Source organism: Streptomyces sp. NPDC046862, assembly GCF_040704615.1.
In the GTDB taxonomy this organism is placed as follows: domain Bacteria; phylum Actinomycetota; class Actinomycetes; order Streptomycetales; family Streptomycetaceae; genus Streptomyces.
Genome location: NZ_JBEYXP010000017.1, coordinates 33,784 through 51,687, shown reverse-complemented (window position 1 = coordinate 51,687; position 17,904 = coordinate 33,784). Strand labels below are relative to the sequence as shown.

The window sequence follows — 17,904 nt, the reverse complement described above, 5'->3', positions numbered from 1 at the left end:
TGCGTCGCCGTCGTAGCCGCCCTTGTTGTACCCACCGGCGCCCTGTTTGTCACATCTGACAGCAGATGTCACCTAGCGTTTCGGCATCTTTGACGCGCAGTAACGGTACGCCTGGCAGGCCAAACGCGTACACTACAGCCCTTTCGCCTCGGGTGCTAAATCCTCTCCGGCACCGGATTGCCCGCGGCAGTGATCGCCTGCCGTACCGGAACCCGTGCGAGCAGGGCGAATCCCAGGACGAAGAAGGCCACGAGCGAGATGATCGCATCCCGATAACTTCCGGTCAGCTGGTATGTCAGACCGAACAGCAGCGGGCCCATCCAGCTCATGCCGCGGTCGCTCATCTCGTACGCCGAGAAGTACTCGGCCTCCTTCCCGGGCGGAACGAGATGGGAGAAGAGTGAGCGGGAGAGGGCCTGGCTACCGCCGAGGACGAGGCCGATGCCGGCCGCGAGCACGAAGAACCAGACCGGTGCCCCCGCCGGAAGGAAGTATCCGGCGGCCAGCGTCAGCGTCCACGCCACCAGCGAGCCCAGGATCGTGCGCTTGGCGCCGTACTTCCTCGCCAGCCGGCCCATGCCGAGCGCACCCGCCACCGCGAGCACCTGCACCAGCAGCACCGCCACGATGAGCGTCGACTGCTCGAGGTCCAACTCCTCGGAGCCGTAGACCGAGGCCTGGGAGATCACCGTCTGGATGCCGTCGTTGTACACGAGGTAGGCGAACAGGAAGGCCAGGGTCAGCGGGTGGCGACGCATGTCCCGTATGGTCGCGGCGAGTTGGCGCAGACCAGGAGCCGTGGCCCTGCCCTCCGGGGCCGCGCGGTCGCGCAGCCGCCGCAGTGGTACGAGGGTGAAGGCGCCCCACCACAGGCCGGCCGAGGCGAGGCAGATGCGGACCGCTGTGCTCTCCGACACACCGAAGCTGTCATGGGCGGTGAACAGCACCAGGTTCAGTACCAGGACCAGGGAGCCCGCCGCGTACCCGAAGGCCCAGCCGCGGGAGGAGACCGCGTCGCGCTCCTCGGGGGGCGCGATCTGCGGCAGGTAGGAGTTGTACAGCATCATCGCGACCGACTGCGCGGCGTTGGCGACGACGAGCAGGAGGCCGCCGAGGAGGTAGCGGTCGCCGTCCAGGAAGAACATGCCCGCCGTCGCGGCCGCGCCCACGTAGGCCGCTGCCGCCAGCAGGGGCTTCTTGCGGCCCGTCCGGTCGGCGGCCGCGCCCACCAGGGGCATCACCACGACGGCGAGGATCACCGACAGGGACACCGAATACGCGAAGAAGGAGCCCGCGCGGACCGGTATGCCCAGCGGGTGCACGTAACCGTCCGCGTCCGACGCCGCCTCGGCGACCGAGGTGAGGTAGGGGCCGAGGAACACGGTCAGGACACTCGTCGAGTAGACGGAGCACGCCCAGTCGTAGAAGTACCAGCCGCGTTGTTCGCGCCGTCGCCCGGCGGCCTCGTCGGCCGAGTCCGTCCGCACGGTGTCGGTGCCCACCCGTGCCCCTCGCTTCCCCGTGAACGGGCCGCGCGAGGGCCGAAACGGCGTCAGACCCAGGTTCCCCGGTCCTCCAGAACCTTGCGCAGCGTGTCGATGTGATCGGTCATGATGCCATCCACACCGAGGTCAAGGAGCCGGTGCATGCGTTGCGGTTCGTTCACGGTCCACACATGGACGTGCAGCCCGCGCGCGTGGGCGGCCTGTACGAAGCGGTGGTCGACCACGGGGACCCCCGACTGGGACTCGGGCACCTGTGCGGCGACCGCCGAGCGGCGCAGCGTCGCCGGCATGCCCCACGAGCGCAGTCGCAGCCCCAGGACGCCCCGGGTGCCGTACGACGTGGCCAGGCGCGGGCCGGCCAGGCGCTGGGCGCGGGCGACGCGGGCCTCCGAGAACGAGCCGACGCAGACGCGGTCCCAGGAGCCGGTACGGGAGATCAGGTTCAGCAGCGGGTGGAGGCTCGGTTCCGCCTTCATGTCGACGTTCCAGCGCACCTCGGGGAACGTCTCGAGCAGCTCCTCGAAGAGGGGCACCGGTTCGACGCCCGCCACGCGCGCGTGGCTCACGTCCTTCCACGGAAGGTCCGCGATGCGGCCGGCGCCGTCGGTCACGCGGTCCAGGGTCGCGTCGTGGAAGGCGACGAGCCGTCCGTCGGCCGTGGCGTGCACGTCGGTCTCGATGTACCGGTAGCCCGCCTCGACCGCGCGCCGGAACTGGGCCACGGTGTTCTCCAGCCCGTCCGCCGCCCCGCCCCGGTGGGCGAAGGCGATGGGACCGGGGTGGTCGAGGTAGGGGTGGCGTGTCGAGGTGGTCACCTGGGAAGTATCGCTCGCTCGGATGGACCGGTGGCAACGACCGTGCTGACGGTTGCCGTGGGGACGGCGAACACCCGCAGGAACAGCTGGGCCAGCGGGCCGATGGTCAGCGCGTACAGGACCGTGCCGACGCCCACCGTGCCCCCGAGGGCGAAACCGGTCGCCACGACCGCCACCTCGATCGCCGTGCGGATCCGGCCGATCGGGTAGCCGGTGCGCTGGTGCAGGCCCGTCATCAGGCCGTCGCGCGGGCCGGGCCCGAAGCGCGCCGCGATGTAGAGGCCGGTCGCCACGCCGTTCAGGAGGATGCCGGCGACGAGCACGAGAACCCGTATGGCCAGGGTGCGCACGGCGGGCACCGCCGCGAGGGTGGCGTCCATCGCGAGGCCGATCACGAGGACGTTGGAGACCGTGCCGAGCCCCGGCCGCTGGCGCAGCGGGATCCACAGGAGCAGCACGACGACCCCCACGAGGATCACCGTCACGCCGATCGACAGCCCGATGAGTTCGGAGAGCCCCTGGTCCAGCACGATCCAGGGCGCCAGGCCCAGGCCCGCCTCCACGAGGAGTGCCATGCTCGCGCCGTACAGCGCGAGACCGACGTACAGCTGGATCAATCGTCGCCCCAGGCGACGCTGTGTGGACGGGGCGCTGGACGGGTCGGTGGACGGGTCGCTGGACAAGACGTTCCCCCTGAGGTGGTGGCGGTGGCCTGACTCATGACACCCTGTGGCTTGGCGGGACACGCCATCCATGGCCAATTCGGGGAAGGTGGACTGGAAACCATGACTCAGTGGACTTCAGCGGTGGGCGCGGCCCAGCTCGCGCGGCTGCTCACCTCCCAGCAGGAGCGCCCCGCGGGCCCGGGCACCCGCCGTCCGCCCGCCTACCGCGCCCTCGCCGACGGCATCCGGGTGCTGGTGCTGGAGGGCCGTGTGCCGGTCGCGGCCCGGCTGCCCGCAGAGCGGGAGCTCGCGCTGTCCCTCTCCGTCAGCCGTACGACGGTCGCGGCGGCCTACGAGGCCCTGCGCGCCGAGGGTTTCCTGGAGTCCCGCAGGGGGGCGGGCAGCTGGACCGCCGTGCCCGCCGGGAACCCGCTCCCCGCGCGCGGTCTTGAACCCCTGCCGCCCGAGGCACTCGGCTCGTTGATCGACCTGGGCTGCGCGGCCCTGCCCGCCCCCGAGCCCTGGCTCACCCAGGCCGTGCAGGGTGCGCTGCAGGAGCTGCCGCCATATGCGCACACGCACGGCGACTACCCGGCCGGGCTGCCCGCGCTGCGCGCGATGATCGCCGAGCGGTACACCGCGCGCGGGATCCCCACCATGCCCGAGCAGGTCATGGTCACCACCGGCGCGATGGGCGCCATGGACGCGATCTGTCACCTCTTCGCCGGGCGGGGCGAGCGCATCGCCGTGGAGTCGCCCTCCTACGCCAACATCCTCCAGCTGATGCGGGAGGCGGGCGCCCGTCTGGTGCCGGTCGCCATGGCCAAGGGCCTCGAAGGATGGGACCTGGACCGCTGGCGGCAGGTGCTGCGGGACGCGGCGCCCCGGCTCGCCTACGTCGTCGCCGACTTCCACAACCCGACGGGCGCGCTCGCCGACGAGGACCAGCGGCGGCGGCTGGTGGACGCGGCCCGGGCCGCTGGAACCGTGCTCGTCGCCGACGAGACGATGAGCGAGCTGCGTCTGGACCCGGAACTCGACGACGCCGCGATGCCCCGGCCGGTCTGCGGCTTCGATCCGGCCGGCTCGACCGTGATCACAGTCGGCTCGGCGAGCAAGGCGTTCTGGGCGGGCATGCGCATCGGCTGGGTGCGTGCCGCGCCCGACGTCATCCGCAGCCTCGTCGCCGCCCGCGCGTACGCCGATCTCGGCACCCCGGTGCTGGAGCAGCTGGCCGTGAACTGGCTGATGAGCACGGGAGGTTGGGAGCAGGCCGTGGACATCCGGCGCGACCAGGCGCGCGAGAACCGGGACGCGCTCGTCGCCGCGGTACGCCGGGAACTGCCCGGCTGGGAGTTCGAGGTGCCGCGAGGCGGTCTCACCCTGTGGGTGCGCACCGGCGGTCTGTCGGGCTCGCGGCTCGCCGAGGCCGGGGAGCGGGTCGGCGTGCGCGTGCCGTCGGGGCCGCGGTTCGGGGTCGACGGGGCCTTCGAGGGGTATGTGCGTCTGCCGTTCACCGTGGGCGGTGCCGTGGCGGACGAGGCGGCCGTGCGTCTCGCGGCGGCGGCGCGGCTGGTGGAGAAGGGGGCGGGCGGGGGCGCGGAGACGCCGCGCACGTTCGTGGCCTGACGCCGTCGCCCGACGTGGTGGGTCAGCCCTCGGCCACCGCGGCCTTGGCCGGGATCACGTCCTTGTCCAGCCGCACCGTTTCGGTCCCCACCCGCACTGCTTCGGTCTTCACCTGTGCTGCTCCGGTCGCCGCCGGTGCCGCCTCCAGCCCGGCTCCGAGCTCGGCCGGCGCCCCGTCGGTCCGGGCGGGCACGTCGTCCACCGGCGCGGTGCGGGCGGGAAGCAGGTCCAGCACCGCCTGACGGTTGCTGTCGGTCGTGGCGTCGTCGTACGGATCCGGGGTGGCCGGGACCTGGAGGCGGTGGACCGGACCCGCGCCCAGGCGGGCGTATCCGCGACCGGGCGGGATGTCCGGGGTGGGCGTGGTGCGCGGGCGCCCGCCCAGGACCTCCTCCATCTGCTCCGGTGAGGCGGAGCCGAGGAGCACGCGCGCGCGTGTGTGCTGCAGTACCGCTTCGGAGAGGGTGTCCAGACCGTCGAACTGTTCGGCGACGACGATCGTCACGTTGGCCGGGCGGCCGTGGCGCAGCGGCACCTGGAGCAGGGACTGCGGGTCCCGGCCGCCGTCGGCCGCGGCCACGTGGCCCAGTGCGCTCGGGCGGTCCAGCAGGATCCACAGGGGGCGCCTGGTGTCCTCCGGTGGCGGGTGGCCCGCCTGCCGGGCGCGGTTCGCCGCGATCAGCCGGCGCTCCGTCTCGTGCGCCGCCCACTCCAGGCCGGCCAGCGCCCCGGCGAGGCCGCACTCGACGGCCAGCACGCCCTCCCGGCCGGTCAGACACGCGTACTCGTCGGTGCCGGTGCCCTCGACGACCAGGACGTCGCCGTACTGCAGGGCCTGGAGGGCGAGGGAGCGCAGGAATGTCGTCGTTCCGCTGCCGGGCTCGCCCACCGCCAGCAGGTGCGGTTCCGTGGAGCGGGTCCCCGTGCGCCAGACGACCGGAGGGACGTCGCGTCGCTCCTCGCGGTGCTCCACGGGCAGGGTGCGCTGGACGTGGGTCGCGTCGGTGAATCCGAGGACCAGTTCGCCCGGTGCCGTGACGAAGCGCTGGGCGGTGATGTCGGTGGGAAGCGGCGCCAGGACCGTGACCGTGAGCTGGTTGCCCTCCTCGTACCAGTCGAACAGGTACTCGCGGCCGCGGCCCGACTTGGAGTGCACCACCTGCTCGATCCGCGCGCGGGACTCGGCCTCGCCGTCCTTGAAGTACGCCGGGTAGTGGATCTCCAGCCGCTGGACGCGCCCGGAGTCGTCGAAGCCGTACTCCGGGAACGCCTTCTGCCAGTCGCCGCCGTGGGCGTACAAGGGGGCGGGGTCCTCGGCGGCCGTGAAGTACGGCACGAGTGCCTCGTACAGCGCCTGGAGGCGCTGCTTCTGTGTCTCGTCCGGGCCGGCGGGCGCCCCCGCACCCTCGCGGCCGTGCCAGGCTGCCGCCGCCATCAGTGCGATGACGGCGAGCAGCGGTCCGTACGGCACCAGGGCGACCACCACCACCAGTGACGCCGCCACGAGGAACAACGAGGCCCGTTGGTCCTTCGCGGTGTCGGCCCACTTGCGTCGCCCGGCGGCCGCCAGGCGACGCAGTCCACGGGTGATCGTGATCAGCGGGTGGAGGACGTCGGTGGCACCGTCGGCCGCCGTCCGGGCCAGCTCCCGGCTTCGGGCGAGGTGCGCACTGCCGTTGCTCAGGATGCGGGGGAGGGGGCGGCGGGCCACTTCGGTCTCCTCGTGGTGCGTACGGGCGGGGTCGGGATCAGAACTTGATGCCTCCAAGGAGGCTCGCGAGACTCTCGCCGCCCGCCTCGATGCTCGGCGCGATGCCCGTGCTGGCGAGGTAGAAGCCGAACAGCGTGGCCACGATGGCGTGCGAGGCCTTGAGATTGTCCTTCCGGAAGTAGAGGAAGACGATGGTGCCGAGCAGGACGACGCCTGAGATGGACAGAATCATGTGTGCTCTCCTGGTCGAGGGGGACAGTCACCATGAGTTCTTCCAGGGTCACAAGATGTATCTATACGATAAAAGGGGTAAATGGGTTATTCGGGGCTGTTTTCGCTCGAACGGTGTAGCCGCGGCGCAGTCCCCGCCGGGTTGTCCGAGCCGCGGCGTTCCGCCTGACGGGGCTGCTGTGAACTTTGCCTCGGGCGGCTCCGGTCATGTGCGCGCGAAGCCCAGTACTCTGGCGATTCACTCGTACGGCGGGCACCGATCCGCCGTCGTACGCGGCCCGAAGTTGTCCCTGGAGCCCTCCCGGGCTCGAACGCGCTCGCTGTGAGAGGCGGTCCGACCCATGAGTGAAGCCCCCGACCCCGAGGTCGTGGAGCTCGCGACGAAGATCTTCGATCTGGCGCGCCGGGGCGAGACCGAGGCGCTCGTGGCGTACGTCGACGCGGGCGTTCCGGCCAACCTCACCAACGACCGCGGCGACTCGCTCGTGATGCTCGCCGCCTACCACGGTCACGCCGAGGCGGTGCGCGCCCTCCTGGAGCGCGGCGCCGAGGCCGACCACGTCAACGACCGGGGCCAGACACCGCTCGCGGGGGCGGTTTTCAAGGGCGAGGAGGCGGTCATCCAGGTCCTCCTGGAGGGCGGCGCCGACGCGCTCGCGGGCACTCCCTCGGCCGTCGACACCGCCCGGATGTTCGGCAGGGCACAACTGCTCGAACTGTTCGGCGCACACTGATCCGACTGTTCTGACCAGGTAAAACACGGAAGACGGGGGAGGCGGTACGGGGCCGCCGGAAATTTCGGTCGCGGCAGGTTGAACCGTCGAGTCATCATGACGTCGTGATTCACGGACACGATGGCTGGGCAGGTGTTGCCGCACCGCGTGGGCCGTGATCGGTCCGCATGGGCCACCGACGAGAGGCAGAGGAAGATGGTCTACAGCAAGCAAGAGACGGCGGGCGCTCCGACGTGTTGTCACGCGGCCAGGTAGTGCGGATTCCCGGTTGCGTCGACGCTTGATGTGAGGCTGTTTCCCATGTTCGAACCGTTCATAGCACCCAGCGGTACGCTGCTCGGCCTGCTCCAGCGGGGCCGCGGCGACGGTACGTTGCACGCGCTCACCGCCCCGCGGGCCGAGGCGCTCGCGGCACTGAACCACTGTGTGCTGAGCGACCCCCGCCACGACTGGCAGGTGGAGAACCGCTCCCTGTACTACGCCCGTCTCTACCTCGACCTGAACGGCGAGCTGGACGAGATCGAGCGGCACCTCTTCGACGCCGAGGACGTGCTCGACACCTGCGAGTCACGCACCGGACTCGCCCTCGCGGTCCTCGGGCACCTCGCCTCGTACGGCAGGCGGGACGCGCTCGCCCTGCTGCGCAGGTACGCCGCCTCGGGCACCAACTGGGCCTGGGCCCTCGACGAGCTCGCCCTCAGGGACGACGACGCCGGCCTGCGTGCCCTCGCCGCACCCGTGCTGGCGCGCTTCGCCACCGATCCCGAGGGCGAGGCCGAGCTCGCCGCCACCGTCCGCGACGCCTTCGAACCACGGCCCTGGCGGCTGTGGGCCGAGGACCCCCGCGAATCGATCGCCACCCGCGTGCGAGCCGCCCAGGAAACCGGCAGCTTCGACCGATGGCAGCGCCAGATGCGACCGTCCGGCCCCCGCCCGGGGTGGAGCGTGCGGGCCGTCTTCGAGTGGGCCCAGCAGGGCATCGAGCGCGGCGCCGTGCTCCACGTGCCGGCCGCCCGCTGTCTCACGGCCGTCGCCGGGCCCGAGGACCGTCCCGAGATCCTCGAAGCCGCCCGCGCCGGCAACGACGGCGCCCGCTGCACCGCCCTGCGCTACCTCGCCGACAGCAACGATCCCGACGTCCTCGATCTGATCGAGGACGCCGTGGCCGACGGTTCGGCGGTCGTCGTGGACGCCGCCGTCGACGCCTTCGAACGGATGCGCAGTATGGCGGCCGTCGAGCGGGCGCGCCGCTGGGTGCACCGGCCCGATGTGCTCGGTGCCGCCGCCGGACGCGCCCTCGCCTGCCGCGGCGGCATCCAGGACAGCGACCTCGTCCTGGGCGCGCTCCGCGAGGCCGTGCGCGGCGAAGGACCCGACGGCCCCACGCTGTGGACCCTCGTGGACGGCACCGGACGGCTCGGCATCGTGTGCGCGGCACCCGTCCTGCGTCACATCTACCGCGAGACGGCCTCCTCCCACCTCCGCGGCCGCGCCGCCCGCGCCCTCGCCGCCACCGATCCCTCCTTCCCGTCCGGCTTCGCCGTCGAGTGCCTGTGGGACTGCGAGGAGTCCACCCGCGAGATCGCCGCCCGGCACGCGGAGACCGGAGACGCACGCGTCGTCGAACAGCTCCGCCGGCTCGCCGCCGATCCGGCCGAGGAGGCCGAGGTCCAGACAGCCGTACGGAGCCGGATCGGACCGGACACACCCACCGTGTGAACGCCCGCCCTGCGAAGACCCGCTGCGTGAGGACAGGCCGTGTGAACACCGGTTGTGTGAGGATCAGCCGTGTGAACACCGGTTGCGTGAGCATCTGTCAACACCCACCGGGCGAACGACCGCATGAATGATTGAACACCTGTATGAACAGCGGGTGACCTGGGGGAAAGGCGTGTGGAGCCGGAGGGGAGCGGTGCGTAACGCTCACGCTTCGTTCCCCGCCCGGAAAGATCCACGTTGACGCGGCCACGTCCAGCCCGAGGACAACACGGGTATGCGTGTCGTCATCGTGACCGAGTCCTTTCCCCCCGATGTGAACGGCGTGGCCCACTGCGCCCTGCAGACCGCTCGGCACCTCGCCGCGCGCGGTCACGCCCCGCTCGTCGTGGCCCCGGCCACCGCCACGGGTGACGCGGCCGACGCCCAGGCGCCGTGCCCCGTCGTCCGCGTTCCCTCCCTTCCGCTCCCGGGCTACCCCCAGGTCCGCGTCGCCCTCCCCAGCCGGCGCGTCGCCGCGGCGATCACCGAGCACCGCGCCGACCTCGTCCACCTGGCCAGCCCCTTCGTCCTCGGCGTCCGCGGCATGGCCGCCGCCGCCCGGCTCGGCATCCCCGCCGTGGCCGTCTACCAGACCGACCTCGCGGGCTACGCCCGCACCTACGTGCACGCGGGCGAGAACGCCGCCTGGCGGCGCATCCGCTCCGTGCACGCCGCAGCCGACCTCACCCTCGCCCCCTCCACCGTGGCCCTGAACGACCTGGAGGCGCACGCGGTGCCCCGGGTCAAGCTGTGGCCGCGCGGCGTGGACACCGTCCGCTTCCGCCCCGGTCACCGCGACGAGGCCCTGCGCCGCGAACTGGCACCGAACGGCGAGACGATCGTCGGTTACGTCGGCCGGCTCGCCCCCGAGAAGCAGGTGGAACTGCTGGCCGGGGTCTGCGGCCTCGACGGTGTCCGGGTCGTCGTCGTGGGCGACGGACCCAGCGATCCCGGCCTGCGTGAGGCCCTGCCCGGCGCCGCCTTCCTGGGCCGCCGTACCGGCCACGACCTCGCCCGGATCTTCGCCTCGCTGGACGTCTTCGCGCACACCGGCCCCTTCGAGACCTTCTGCCAGACCGTCCAGGAGGCCATGGCGAGCGGGGTGCCCGTCGTCGCTCCGGCCGCCGGCGGACCGCTGGACCTGGTGGCCCACGGGCGGACGGGCCTGTTGGTCCCGCCGCGCGACGCGGACGCCGTACGGGACGCCGTGGAGGTCCTGGCCGCCGACCCCGTGCTGCGGACCGAGTACGGCGCGGCGGGGCGGACGATGGTCGAGGGCCGCACCTGGGAGGCCGTCGGTGACCAGCTGATCGGGCATTACGCCGACGTGCTGTCCGCACGGACGGTGGTGGCGGCATGAGCGAGTCGCTCCGTATCGTCCGGCTGGCGAACTTCGTCGCCCCCGCCTCGGGCGGCCTGCGCACCGCGCTGCGCGAACTGGGCAAGGGCTTCAAGCAGGCCGGGCACGAACCCGTCCTCGTCGTGCCCGGCGAGCGCCACACCGACCGTGAGACCGAGCAGGGCCGCGTCATCACCCTGCCCGGTCCGCTGCTGCCCGGCACCGGCGGCTACCGCGTCCTCGCCGACAAGCGGCGCGTGGCCGCGCTCCTTGAGTCGCTCGCGCCCGACCGCCTGGAGGTCTCCGACCGGACCACCCTGCGGTGGACCGGCAAGTGGGCCCGCCGGGCCAGGGTGCCCGCCGTGATGGTCTCCCACGAGACCGCCGACGGCGTGCTGCGGACCTGGGGCATGTCCGAGGCGATGGCACGGCGAGCCTCCGACGCCCTCAACGTCCGTACCGCCCACACCTACTCGAAGGTCGTGTGCACCACCGAGTTCGCCGAGCGCGAGTTCGTGCGGATCGGGGCGCGCAACGTCGTTCGGGCCCCGCTGGGCGTCGACCTGGTGGGGCGGCATCCCTCGCTGCGGGACCCGGGGCTGCGGGCCCGGCACGCGCGCCCGGGAGACGTGCTGCTGGTGATGTGCTCCCGGCTGTCCGTCGAGAAGCGGCCCGGTACGGCGCTGGAGGCGCTGGAGGCGCTGCTGCGGCGCGGGCGACGGGCCACCCTGGTCGTCGCCGGGGACGGGCCGCTGCGCAGCCGCCTCGAACAGCGGGCGCAGGGGCTCCCGGTGACCTTCCTGGGGCACGTGGCCGACCGGGAGATGCTGGGCTCCCTGCAGGCATCCGCCGAGGTGTGCCTGGCCCCGGGGCCCGCGGAGACGTTCGGGCTCGCGGCGCTGGAGGCGATGGCCTGCGGTACGCCCGTGGTGGCCAGCGCCTCGTCCGCGCTCCCGGAGGTCGTCGGGTCGGCCGGGGCCACGGCCGCCGACAACGGGGCGTCGTTCGCCGACGCCGTGGAGATGCTCCTCGCGCGCCCGGAGCACGAGCGCCGGGAGACGGCACGCGCGCGTGCGGAGTGCTTCGGGTGGAAGAACGCGGTGGAGGCGTTCCTCGAGGCGCACGACGCCGCCGCGCGGTGGCCCCTTCGGGAGGGTGCCGACCCGGTCCGGGAGGGCGTGGGATGAGACCCCTGCGGTTCGTGGCCCTCGGCGACTCGCTGACCGAGGGCATCGGGGACCCCGTCGGGGACGGCTGGCGCGGCTGGGCCGCGCTCCTCGCCGGCGGGCTCGGCCCGGCCGTGGACTTCACCAACCTCGCGGTCAGCGGCTCCCAGACGCGCGACGTCCTGGAGCGGCAGACCCCCGCCGCGCTGGCCCTGCGACCGGACGTGGTCTCCGTCGTCATCGGCGTCAACGACACCCTGCGCTGCACCTTCGACATCCACGCCGTCGCGGCCCGCCTCGACGAGGTGTACGCGGCCTTCCGCGCCCAGGGCGCCCTCCTGCTCACCGCCTGTCTGCCCGACCCCGGGGCGATGCTCGGTCTGCCCGGCGCCCTGGCCCGCCCGCTCGCCCGGCGGCAGCGCGCGGTCAACGCCGTGGTCCACGCCCTGTCCGAGCGGTACGAGGCGGTTCATCTGCACGCCTCCGAGGGCGCGTGGCTCACGGATCGCGCCATGTGGAGCGCGGACCGGCTCCACCCGGGGGAACGCGGGCACCGGCAGCTCGCCCTCCGCTTCCACGCACTGCTCGCGGAGGCGGGCATCGCGACAGGCAGCGAGCCGTCTCCGGAGCCCGAGTTCGCCGTGCCCACCCGGTCGGCCGGCCTGTGGTGGCTCGCCACGAAGGGCACCGGCTGGGTCGCCCGCCGGTGCACCGACCTGCTGCCGCAGCTCCTCACCCTCGCCGCGGCCGAGGTCCGCCACAAGGCCCGTGGCACCAGCGCCCGGCTGGACCTCAGCGCCTCCCACGCGGTGGCGTCGGCGCTGGCCGCGCTGACGGTGGGGGAGCGGCCGGAGGCGGCGTGAGCGTGCGTCTGCCCATGTGCGCGGGGTTCGGCCCCTCCGGCGACCTCAGCCCCGCCGGCGTACGGCGACGAAGCGCACCGGTGTACCCGGCGCAGCCTGGGCCGCCGCGGGCAGGTCCGTCGGGTGGACGACCGCGATCACCGGGTAGCCGCCGGTGGTCGGGTGGTCGGCGAGGAACACGACCGGGCGGCCGTCCGGCGGTACCTGCACCGCGCCCAGCACCATGCCCTCGCTGGGGAGTTCGCCCGGAACCGCCCGCTCCAGGGCGGGACCCTCCGTGCGCAGGCCGATGCGGTTGCTCGCGGTGGACACCGTGTACGCGCGCGTGGTGAACGCCCGCACGGCCGCCGTGGTGAACCAGTCGTCGCGCGGGCCGAGCGTCACGCGCAGGACGAGCTCGGCGGGCGGCGCCGGGTGCGGAACGACGTCCACGCGCGCGTGGGCCGTCGTCGGCGGCCCCAGGGGCAGCACCGTGCCGTCGGTCAGCGGAGCGGGACCCAGCCCCGACAGCAGGTCCGTCGAGCGGCTGCCCAGCACAGGCTCCACGGCCACGCCACCGGAGACGGCGAGATAGCCGCGTACTCCTGACCGGGCGGGCCCGATGTCGAGCAGTGCCCCGCCGGGGACCCGCAGTGCAGTGCCCCAGGCCGCCGGGCGCCCGTCCACGGTGACCGTGCAGGGAGCGCCCCCGACGGCCATGGTGACCGTCGAACGCGGCCGTACGGCACACCCGTTGAGCGTGGTCTCCAGGACGGCCGCCTCCGGGGCGTTGCCCACGAGCCGGTTGACCAGCGCGGCGGCGGGCGCGTCCAGTGCTCCCGAGCGCGGCACGCCGAGGTGGGCGTGGCCGGGCCGCCCCTGGTCCTGAACGGTGGTGAGGGCCCCGGCGCGCACGACGACGAGGGCGCGGTCCGTCACGGTGCCCCCAACGGGACGAAGCGGACCCGGGTACCAGGTGACAGCAGAGCCGCCGGCACGCGCGCGTGGTCCCACAGCACCGCGTCCGTCGTGCCGATCAGCTGCCAGCCGCCGGGGGAGGAGCGCGGGTACACGCCCGTGTACGGACCCGCCAGGGCGACCGACCCCGGCGGCACGGCCGTCCGCGGCGTCGCCCGGCGCGGCACCTCGCGAGGCAGGCCCGTGAGGTAGCCGAAGCCCGGGGCGAACCCGCAGAAGGCGACCCGGAACTCGGCCGCGGAGTGGGTGCGGACGACCTCCGCCTCGTCCATGTCCCAGAGTGCGGCGACCTCCGCCAGGTCGGGGCCGTCGTACCGCACGGGGATCTCCACCACGTCCTCCGCGCGTGGCGGCACGGGCGGCACCTCCCAGGAGGAGAGCCGCTCGGCGAGGCGGGACGGGGCGTGCAGGCCGTCCAGGAGGACCGTGCGGGCCGCGGGGACGATCTCGGCCACCGCCAGGTCTCCCGTGGCACGGCGGCGCAGTAGCTCGGCGTGCAGGGCCTGCGCCTCCTCACCCGTTTCGACCTCGATCAGGAGCGCGCGGTCCCCGACCGGCAGCGCCCTCATACGAACGCCTCCACGCGGACGCCCGCGGACTTGAGCGCGCCCCGGACGCGGTGGGCGAGCTCCACCGCGCCCGGAGTGTCGCCGTGCAGACACAACGAGCGGGCGCGGACCATGACGCGGTCCCCCGACCGGGACATGACCGCCCCGTCGCGCGCCAGGCCCACCGACCGCTCGACCACCGCGGCCGCGTCCGTGATCACGGCGCCGTCCTGGCCGCGCGGCACCAGCGTGCCCTCGTCGGTGTACGCGCGGTCCGCGAACGCCTCGGTGACCACCGGCTGACCGGCCTGCTCGGCCAGCTTGAGGAAACGCGAGCCGGGCAGCCCCAGCACGGGCAGCGTGACGTCCGCGAGCCGGACGCCCTCGACGACCGCACCGGCCTGCTCCTCGTCGCGCACGACACGGTTGTAGAGCGCGCCGTGCGGCTTCACGTACGCCACACGGGCGCCCGCAGCCCGCGCGAAGACCTCCAACGCACCGATCTGGTAGGCCACTTCGGCCGCCAGCTCGGCGGACGGCACGTCCATCGCGCGCCGCCCGAACCCGGCCAGGTCGCGGTACGAGACCTGCGCGCCGATCCGTACGCCGCGCTCGGCCGCCAGCTCGCACACCCACCGCATCGTGGCCGCGTCCCCGGCGTGGAAACCGCAGGCCACGTTGGCGCTGGTGACGACGGACAGGAGCCCTTCGTCGTCGGTGAGCCGCCAGCGGCCGAAGCCCTCGCCGAGGTCGGCGTTCAGGTCGATCGAGGTCATGGTGTTCCGTTCTGCTCCGTGTGTCCGCCTTGTGTATCAGGCCATGTACCAGGCCGCGTATCGGGCCATGTATCAGGTCACGGCCACGCGGTACTGCTCGTCGCGGGCGTCGGTGAGGAACATCTGGCCCGGCGCGTGGGTGAGGGCGAAGGGCGGGCGCGAGGCCATCACGGCCGCCTGGGGTGTCACCCCGCAGGCCCAGAACACCGGGATGTCGCCCGGCTCGGCGTCCACCGGATCACCGAAGTCCGGGCGGGACAGGTCCGCGATGCCCAGCCCCGACGCCTCGCCGCAGTGCACCGGGCTGCCGTGCACGGCCGGGAGCAGGCTGCTCTCACGGATCGCGGCCGGCAGGTGCTCGGGCGGCACCGGCCGCATCGACACCACCATCGGGCCGCGCAGCCGACCGGCGGGGCGGCACTCGCGGCCGGTCACGTACATGGAGACGTTGCGGCCCTGCTCGATGTGGCGCATCGGGACGCCCGCCTCGGTCAGCGCCCACTCGAAGGTGAAGCTGCACCCGATCAGGAACGAGACCAGGTCGTCGCGCCACACGTCCACCACGTCCGTGGGCTCGGCCACCAGCTCGCCGTGCTCCCACACGCGGTAGCGCGGCAGGTCGGTGCGCAGGTCCGCGCCCTCGGCGAGCGGGGTCGTCCACGAGCCGGCGTCCGTGACGTCGAGCACCGGGCACGGCTTGGGGTTGCGCTGGCAGAACAGCAGCATGTCGTACGCCCAGTCGGCGGGCACCGAGATCAGGTTCGCCTGGGTGTGCCCGGCGGCCACCCCGGCGGTGGGTCCCGACACGCCCGAACGGAACCGGGCGCGCGCCTCACCGGGGGTCCACGCGTGCGCGTGCTCGTCGACGAGGGTCACAGGTCGGTCCTGCTCGACCAGGGTTGCGGGGCGGTCCTGCGTGACCGGGGTCGTGGGGTGGTCCTGGGCGCCCAGGACCGTGGGCCGGTCCTGGGCTGTGGCGGTGCGGTTCACACGAGCTCCTTTCCGCGCGTCTCCGGAAGCCCCAGCAGCGCGATCGCCGCCAGGCCGTAGCCGATCGCGCCGAAGACCAGCGCGCCACCCACACCCCAGCTGTCGGCCAGGAAGCCCACCGTGGTGGGGAAGACGGCGCCCACGGCGCGGCCGGTGTTGTACGTGAAGCCCTGCCCCGTACCGCGCACGGCCGACGGGTACAGCTCGCTCAGGTACGAGCCGAAGCCGCTGAAGATCGCCGACATACAGAACCCGAGCGGGAAACCGAGCACGAGGAGCAGGGTGTTGGCGCCGCTGGGGATGTTCGCGTACGCCAGGATGCACAGCGCCGAGAGGACCGCGAAGAGCCAGATGTTCCGCCGGCGGCCCAGCCGGTCGGTGAGGTAGCCGCCCGTGAGGTAGCCGATGAAGGCACCGGAGATCAGGAACGTCAGGTAGCCGCCGGTGCCGACGACGGACAGTTCCCGCTCGCTCTTCAGGTACGTGGGCACCCAGGTGGCCAGCGTGTAGTAACCGCCCTGGACACCGGTGGACAGCAGCACGGCGAAGAGCGTGGTGCGCAGCATGCCCGGATCCCCGGCCGTGGCCGGCTTGAAGATCGCCTTGAACGAGCCCTTCTGGCTGCTCTTCTCACGCGCCGCCTTCGCCTCGGGGGCGTCCTTGACCTGGCGCCGCACCCACACGACGAGCAGTGCGGGCAGCGCGCCGGTCCAGAACATCACGCGCCAGGCGACGTCCTCGTCGAGGAACTGGAACACCAGCGTGTAGACGACGACCGCGAGTCCCCAGCCGACGGCCCACGAACTCTGGATCGCCCCGAGCGTCCGGCCACGGTGCTTCGCGCTCGCGTACTCGGCGACCAGGATCGCGCCGACCGCCCACTCACCGCCGAAGCCGAGTCCCTGGAGGGCCCGGAAGACCAGCAGTGTCTCGTAGTTGGGCGCGAAGCCGCAGGCCACCGTGAACACGGCGTACGTGATCACGGTGATCATCAGAGCCTTCACACGCCCGATCCGGTCCGCGAGCACGCCCGCGGCCGCCCCGCCGATCGCGGAGACGACCAGGGTGACCGTGGTGAACAGGCCCGTCTGGCCGCTGTCCAGGCCGAAGTAGGACGCGAGCGCCACCATGCTCAGGGGCAGCGTGAAGTAGTCGTACGAATCGAGGGCGTAGCCGCCGAACGCGCCCGCGAAGGCACGGCGGCCGCGGGGGCCGAGCGCCCGCAGCCAGGCGAACGCGCCGTCATCCGAGCCGATTTCGGCCGCTTTCGGGTGATTGTCACCGGTCAGGGCCTGAGAGGGAGGAGTCGTGCTCATGGGCACCTCGCAATGAGGGACGGAGGGTGCGTTGAGGAGTCGAGCCGTGCCGTGCGCGGGCAACGGACGCCGGAGTGGAGCGGCCGGTGAGCCGTCGCGCTCTCAGCAAGGTAGAGGATCGTTGAACGATCCCTCAATACCCATGTTGTCTCGTTCTTGTATCTGCGATTGAATTCGAGGCATGGCAGAACTGACGGGACTCGCCGACGACCGTGCGCTGTTGGGTCGCACCAGCACCGCCGAGCGGGTCTCGGACATCCTCCGCAGCCGTATCGCCGAGGGCTTCTTCCCGCCAGGGACGCGGCTGTCCGAGGACAGCATCGGCGGCGCGCTCGGCGTCTCCCGCAACACGCTCCGCGAGGCGTTCCGCCTGCTCACCCACGAACGGCTGCTGGTGCACGAACTGAACCGCGGCGTCTTCGTCCGGGTGCTGACCGTCGAGGACGTCGAGGACATCTACCGCGTCCGCGGCCTCGTCGAGTGCGCCGTCGTCCGCGGTCTCGGCGAGCCGCCGTACGCCGTGGAGGGGCCGGCCAAGGCCGTCGCGGACGGGCAGAGGGCCGCGCGCGAAGGCGACTGGAAAGGCGTATCGACGGCCAACATCCACTTCCACCGCGAGTTGGTCGCCCTCGCCGGCAGCGAGCGCACCGACGAACTGATGCGCAGCGTCTTCGCCGAACTCCGGCTGGCCTTCCACGTGGTGGACGACCCCCGCGGCCTCCACGAGCCGTACCTGGCACGGAACATCCAGATCCTGCAGACCCTCCAGACGGGGGAACGCGACGAGGCGGAGCGGCTGCTCGCGACCTACCTCGACGACTCACGCACGGGGCTGATCGAGGTGTACGGGCGGAGGGTGACCCCGTAAGGAGCGCGGGGCTGTGACATATGCGGCTCCTCC

Annotated in this window: 17 protein-coding genes; 7 read left to right on the top strand and 10 right to left on the bottom strand. The window is 72.8% G+C overall.

The annotated features are described in order from the left end of the window. Positions 1-155: 155 nt before the first annotated feature. From AB0959_RS20385 to AB0959_RS20375, 3 genes are read right to left on the bottom strand one after another with little or no spacing between them, the layout of a single operon-like run. Entirely contained in the window at positions 156-1,502 is a 1,347-nt protein-coding gene (locus AB0959_RS20385; protein WP_366827833.1) for an MFS transporter, read from the bottom strand. 50 nt (positions 1,503-1,552) lie between these two features. Beyond that, entirely contained in the window at positions 1,553-2,320 is a 768-nt protein-coding gene (locus AB0959_RS20380; protein ID WP_366827832.1) for a glycerophosphodiester phosphodiesterase, read from the bottom strand. After that, positions 2,317-3,003: a hypothetical protein gene (locus AB0959_RS20375; protein WP_366827831.1), complete on the bottom strand. Its 687-nt coding sequence runs from the start codon at positions 3,001-3,003 to the stop codon at positions 2,317-2,319. Before AB0959_RS20375 ends, AB0959_RS20380 begins: the two co-directional genes overlap by 4 nt. A 102-nt stretch (positions 3,004-3,105) precedes the next feature. Here AB0959_RS20375 and AB0959_RS20370 point away from each other — a divergent pair, with 102 nt between their 5' ends. After that, complete coding sequence (locus tag AB0959_RS20370) at positions 3,106-4,614, top strand: PLP-dependent aminotransferase family protein (protein ID WP_366827830.1); 1,509 nt, start codon at positions 3,106-3,108, stop codon at positions 4,612-4,614. Between the two features lie 22 nt (positions 4,615-4,636). Here the strand turns inward: AB0959_RS20370 and AB0959_RS20365 are convergent, their stop codons facing one another. Next, entirely contained in the window at positions 4,637-6,325 is a 1,689-nt protein-coding gene (locus AB0959_RS20365) for a hypothetical protein (RefSeq protein WP_366827829.1), read from the bottom strand. Positions 6,326-6,362: 37 nt separating this feature from the next. Then, the gene (locus tag AB0959_RS20360; RefSeq protein WP_152775053.1) at positions 6,363-6,557 is read right to left on the bottom strand and encodes a hypothetical protein; all 195 of its coding nucleotides are present in this window, start codon (positions 6,555-6,557) and stop codon (positions 6,363-6,365) included. A gap of 340 nt (positions 6,558-6,897) precedes the next feature. Here AB0959_RS20360 and AB0959_RS20355 point away from each other — a divergent pair, with 340 nt between their 5' ends. From AB0959_RS20355 to AB0959_RS20335, 5 genes are all read left to right on the top strand, one after another. After that, complete coding sequence (locus AB0959_RS20355) at positions 6,898-7,290, top strand: ankyrin repeat domain-containing protein (protein WP_366827828.1); 393 nt, start codon at positions 6,898-6,900, stop codon at positions 7,288-7,290. Positions 7,291-7,590: 300 nt separating this feature from the next. After that, positions 7,591-9,009: a HEAT repeat domain-containing protein gene (locus AB0959_RS20350; protein ID WP_366827827.1), complete on the top strand. Its 1,419-nt coding sequence runs from the start codon at positions 7,591-7,593 to the stop codon at positions 9,007-9,009. Between the two features lie 274 nt (positions 9,010-9,283). Beyond that, on the top strand, positions 9,284-10,408 hold the full coding sequence (locus tag AB0959_RS20345; RefSeq protein WP_366827826.1) for a glycosyltransferase family 1 protein: 1,125 nt from the start codon (positions 9,284-9,286) through the stop codon (positions 10,406-10,408). Continuing rightward, the gene (locus AB0959_RS20340) at positions 10,405-11,574 is read left to right on the top strand and encodes a glycosyltransferase (protein WP_366827825.1); all 1,170 of its coding nucleotides are present in this window, start codon (positions 10,405-10,407) and stop codon (positions 11,572-11,574) included. The genes AB0959_RS20345 and AB0959_RS20340 overlap by 4 nt, the downstream gene beginning before the upstream one ends. Next, complete coding sequence (locus AB0959_RS20335) at positions 11,571-12,416, top strand: SGNH/GDSL hydrolase family protein (RefSeq protein WP_366827824.1); 846 nt, start codon at positions 11,571-11,573, stop codon at positions 12,414-12,416. The genes AB0959_RS20340 and AB0959_RS20335 overlap by 4 nt, the downstream gene beginning before the upstream one ends. Before the next feature lie 45 nt (positions 12,417-12,461). On the opposite strand, the gene AB0959_RS20330 is transcribed toward AB0959_RS20335, so the two are convergent. From AB0959_RS20330 to AB0959_RS20310, 5 genes are all read right to left on the bottom strand, one after another. Next, a complete protein-coding gene (locus AB0959_RS20330) occupies positions 12,462-13,334 on the bottom strand; it encodes a biotin-dependent carboxyltransferase family protein (protein ID WP_366827823.1) in 873 nt (290 codons plus the stop codon). After that, positions 13,331-13,942: an allophanate hydrolase subunit 1 gene (locus tag AB0959_RS20325; RefSeq protein WP_366827822.1), complete on the bottom strand. Its 612-nt coding sequence runs from the start codon at positions 13,940-13,942 to the stop codon at positions 13,331-13,333. Before AB0959_RS20325 ends, AB0959_RS20330 begins: the two co-directional genes overlap by 4 nt. Further along, positions 13,939-14,697 (bottom strand): 5-oxoprolinase subunit PxpA, encoded by a 759-nt coding sequence (locus tag AB0959_RS20320; protein ID WP_366827821.1) that lies wholly within the window; start codon positions 14,695-14,697, stop codon positions 13,939-13,941. The genes AB0959_RS20325 and AB0959_RS20320 overlap by 4 nt, the downstream gene beginning before the upstream one ends. Before the next feature lie 72 nt (positions 14,698-14,769). Then, a complete protein-coding gene (locus AB0959_RS20315; RefSeq protein ID WP_366827947.1) occupies positions 14,770-15,594 on the bottom strand; it encodes a putative hydro-lyase in 825 nt (274 codons plus the stop codon). A gap of 89 nt (positions 15,595-15,683) precedes the next feature. Then, on the bottom strand, positions 15,684-17,003 hold the full coding sequence (locus AB0959_RS20310; protein ID WP_366827820.1) for an MFS transporter: 1,320 nt from the start codon (positions 17,001-17,003) through the stop codon (positions 15,684-15,686). 181 nt (positions 17,004-17,184) lie between these two features. Here AB0959_RS20310 and AB0959_RS20305 point away from each other — a divergent pair, with 181 nt between their 5' ends. After that, positions 17,185-17,871 (top strand): GntR family transcriptional regulator, encoded by a 687-nt coding sequence (locus tag AB0959_RS20305; RefSeq protein WP_366827819.1) that lies wholly within the window; start codon positions 17,185-17,187, stop codon positions 17,869-17,871. The last annotated feature ends 33 nt before the right edge of the window (positions 17,872-17,904 follow it).

Bases quoted from the DNA above. Each gene is read 5' to 3' on its own strand.
- AB0959_RS20335 (WP_366827824.1), top strand. From the start codon at position 11,571: ATGAGACCCCTGCGGTTCGTGGCCCTCGGCGACTCGCTGACCGAGGGC.
- AB0959_RS20340 (WP_366827825.1), top strand. From the start codon at position 10,405: ATGAGCGAGTCGCTCCGTATCGTCCGGCTGGCGAACTTCGTCGCCCCC.
- AB0959_RS20305 (WP_366827819.1), top strand. From the start codon at position 17,185: ATGGCAGAACTGACGGGACTCGCCGACGACCGTGCGCTGTTGGGTCGC.
- AB0959_RS20320 (WP_366827821.1), bottom strand. From the start codon at position 14,697: ATGACCTCGATCGACCTGAACGCCGACCTCGGCGAGGGCTTCGGCCGC.
- AB0959_RS20360 (WP_152775053.1), bottom strand. From the start codon at position 6,557: ATGATTCTGTCCATCTCAGGCGTCGTCCTGCTCGGCACCATCGTCTTC.
- AB0959_RS20345 (WP_366827826.1), top strand. From the start codon at position 9,284: ATGCGTGTCGTCATCGTGACCGAGTCCTTTCCCCCCGATGTGAACGGC.
- AB0959_RS20370 (WP_366827830.1), top strand. From the start codon at position 3,106: ATGACTCAGTGGACTTCAGCGGTGGGCGCGGCCCAGCTCGCGCGGCTG.
- AB0959_RS20325 (WP_366827822.1), bottom strand. From the start codon at position 13,942: ATGAGGGCGCTGCCGGTCGGGGACCGCGCGCTCCTGATCGAGGTCGAA.
- AB0959_RS20310 (WP_366827820.1), bottom strand. From the start codon at position 17,003: ATGAGCACGACTCCTCCCTCTCAGGCCCTGACCGGTGACAATCACCCG.
- AB0959_RS20355 (WP_366827828.1), top strand. From the start codon at position 6,898: ATGAGTGAAGCCCCCGACCCCGAGGTCGTGGAGCTCGCGACGAAGATC.
- AB0959_RS20350 (WP_366827827.1), top strand. From the start codon at position 7,591: ATGTTCGAACCGTTCATAGCACCCAGCGGTACGCTGCTCGGCCTGCTC.